The organism is Arsukibacterium sp. (assembly GCF_036735525.1).
Taxonomy (GTDB): Bacteria; Pseudomonadota; Gammaproteobacteria; order Enterobacterales; family Alteromonadaceae; genus Alishewanella.
Window position 1 is genome coordinate 1 of sequence record NZ_DAINOE010000170.1, and the last position, 2,880, is coordinate 2,880.

The 2,880-nt window shown below is 48.2% G+C and carries 3 protein-coding genes; all 3 read right to left on the reverse strand.

What is annotated here, in order from left to right; all coding sequences use genetic code 11:
* Positions 1 to 1,254 (reverse strand): putative O-glycosylation ligase, exosortase A system-associated (locus V7D78_RS16790; RefSeq protein WP_333609601.1); only part of this gene is annotated, 1,254 nt, incomplete at its 3' end.
* Positions 1,247 to 2,323, reverse strand: a complete 1,077-nt coding sequence (locus V7D78_RS16795) for a glycosyltransferase family 4 protein (RefSeq protein WP_333609602.1) — start codon at positions 2,321 to 2,323, stop codon at positions 1,247 to 1,249. The genes V7D78_RS16795 and V7D78_RS16790, both read right to left, overlap by 8 nt.
* Positions 2,320 to 2,880: glycosyltransferase (locus V7D78_RS16800; RefSeq protein ID WP_333609603.1), on the reverse strand; the 561-nt coding region annotated here is incomplete at its 5' end. The genes V7D78_RS16795 and V7D78_RS16800, both read right to left, overlap by 4 nt.

A 2,880-nucleotide genomic window follows, 5' to 3' on the forward strand; every position in this document is an offset into this window, starting at 1 on the left:
TTCAGCAGCTCGGTGCTTTTTCAACAGCTGCTCTAACGCCACAATCGTAATAACCAGATGGTAAGGCAAATCAAAATACGCCAGGCCAAGAAAGGCACCACCACTGCCAAAGGCAATTAAGCTGCATTGCAGCATTCTGGCCAACAGATTAGCCCATTGCCAATTGGGGTCATTACCGGCCATTCTGATAATATTATTGGCACTAAACCAGGTGAAAATGAAAATGCCTAAGAAAAGGGCTAACCCAATAAAACCATGATGGCCAATCATCTGAAAATAAATGCTATGTGCACCATCTACCCGATTGGGGTTAGGGGCATAGATCAGGAAGTTTTCAGGTTTAAAGCCATTAAAACCGCCGCCAAATACGTTTTCCTTAGCCAAATTAAATGACATTTCCCAGGCATTAAAGCGGCCCTGCACTGAACCATCATAACTTTCCCGATCAGGCTCGATGATAGTAGACATTCGTTGATGCCAGCTGTCAGGCATAAACTGGTAAACCACTGGCACAGATAAACAGAATGCCAATAATAACGCGATTTTATGCGGGCTTTTATACCAGAGAAAGATGGCGACGCAGATACAGGCTACCAAGCCGCCCCGGGACTGAGTGCCAAGCGCAGCCAAGACTGATAAAGCCATGGTCAACACTAATAACCATTTTAACCAGCGATACTTATCGGGAACTAAAGTGCGAAGAAAATACAGAATAGGCAGATTAACCAGCAAGGTCAGGGCGAGTTCATTATTACCATAAAAAAAGCCTCCCGTTGGCCCCCATACCCGGCCACTGCCGCCGGTTTGAATGGTATAAATGCCACCTTTAAAACCGTAAAATGCAATGCTTAAGGCTACGACCCAAAGTGCGGCCTGAATGCGCCATTTGCTGGTAAATAATGTCAGCATCACAAGCGTAAATATCTGAATTTTTAGTACTTTGTCAATCATCATTATAGTGTGACTGTCTCTGACATTCATACTGAAAGTAATAATCATCCAGGCAATCAGTAAGATCATAAACACTATAGGCATGGAAAGAGGCAGTTTTTTTGGCTCTTTACTAAATAAGTAAGCGAGTAAAAAAGTCCCGCCAACAAGAGAGGCTACCGGGAAATATTGCATAAATCCCCAGGCCAGCCTGTGCGGTACCATGTATGCTATCCAGCACCACATCAAAACGCCAAAAAAGGGCTTTTTAAAAATAAATGGCAATGAGCCGGTAATAATTAAAAAAAGAATTATATCACGCATCAGAGTGACCTAACTGTTGATAGAGCTTAAGCCAAAGTGGCAAGATGACATCAGGTTGTAGTTGCTGAACCAGCAACAGGCCTTGTCGCTGCAGGTGTTTTGCCAACTCAGGTTGTTGCAATAGCTGCAGACAAGCTTCGGCCATCTGCTCGGGCTGGCCTGGCGCCACCAGCAGAGCATGGCTATTGTGTTCGAGCATATCGGGGATGCCACCTACCGCCGTACTGACCACCAATACACCACAGGCCAGCGCTTCCAGAATAGAGTTGGGCATATTATCGACTGTACTGGGGTTGAGCATAATATCTGCGCTTTGATATAGCGCGACAATTTGCTCGCGGTTAAGACGCCCGACAAAATGCACCTTAGGTTCAAGCTGCAAAGTGCTGACCAGAGCTTGCAGTTCCGCCAGGCAAGGCCCTGAGCCGGCTATAGACATTTGGCTGTCAGGGTAATGCTGTTGCAACGCAGCAAAGCAGCGTATGGCTGTGCCAATGTCATACAAGGGTTCCAGATTGCGGGTAACAACCAGATGTAAGTTTTGCTTTGCAACGGATGCTGTTGCAGGTTTAAACATACCAGTATTAATAATATTGGCAATCACACTGACGTGTAGCTGATATTGGGCAAATACCCGTTGTAAATAGGGACTAGGCGTGACTATAGCTGATGCCATCTTCATAAAGGGTAATACCCATTTATGCTGCTTTTTTAAAAACTGCTGCGCTGAGCCACCACGATAATTCAGCACTACAGGCTTGCTGTGCCAACGGGCCAACAACAGTACCGGGCTGGCAAATAAATGCCAGGCCCAGCCGGAGTTCGCCATCAGGTGAACAAGGTCCGTGGTTTTTAGCTGTTGATGCAAGCGCCAGATATAAAGCACTAAGCGGGCAAAAGCCCGCACTAGCGGGATATGGCCAAGCCAGGCTGGTTGATAGGGCGCGTTTACTGCCAGCAGCGTTACGCTGCAGCTTGCATCGGCCGTTAGCAACTGTTGCAATTGCGCTGTTTGCATCGCCATACCGCCGTTCGGCGGTGGCACAGGGCCAACTAACAATATTCTCATCTGGCTGCCCCGGTCAGCTGTTGATAGACCGGCAGTATAGTGGCAACGCTTTGTTGCCAATTGCGCTCTTGTTCCACAAAGCGCCGGCCGTTGGCCTTGATGCGACCCCAATCGTCAGGATGTTGCAGTAACTGCTGCAGTACCTCGGCCAGTTTTTCTGGTTTATCGGCTTCAAACAAAACGCCGGTGTCATTGTGGCGGATCAGCTCGCGATGGCCTCCGATATCGGACGCCACCACTAAGCCTTGCTGCGCCATGGCTTCCAGTGGTTTTAACGGCGTCACCAGTTCGGTCAGGCGAATGGCTTCTCTGGGGTAGACAAAAATATCGACCAGACTGTAATAGCGGCTGATATCTTTATGCGCAACCCGGCCGGTAAAGATCACGGCCTGGCTGATGTTAAGTTGCTCGGCCTGAGCACGCAGCGCGGCTTCTTGCAGACCACCGCCAACCAGTAACAACTTTAATGCCGGAAATTTCGGCACTAATAACGCCAGAGCATCGAGCAGAATATGCAGGCCCTCGTAGCGATAAAAAGAGCCTAAGAATCCCAGAAC

Coding starts and splice junctions, on each gene's coding strand:
- V7D78_RS16795 (WP_333609602.1), bottom strand. CDS start 2,323: ATGAGAATATTGTTAGTTGGCCCTGTGCCACCGCCGAACGGCGGTATG.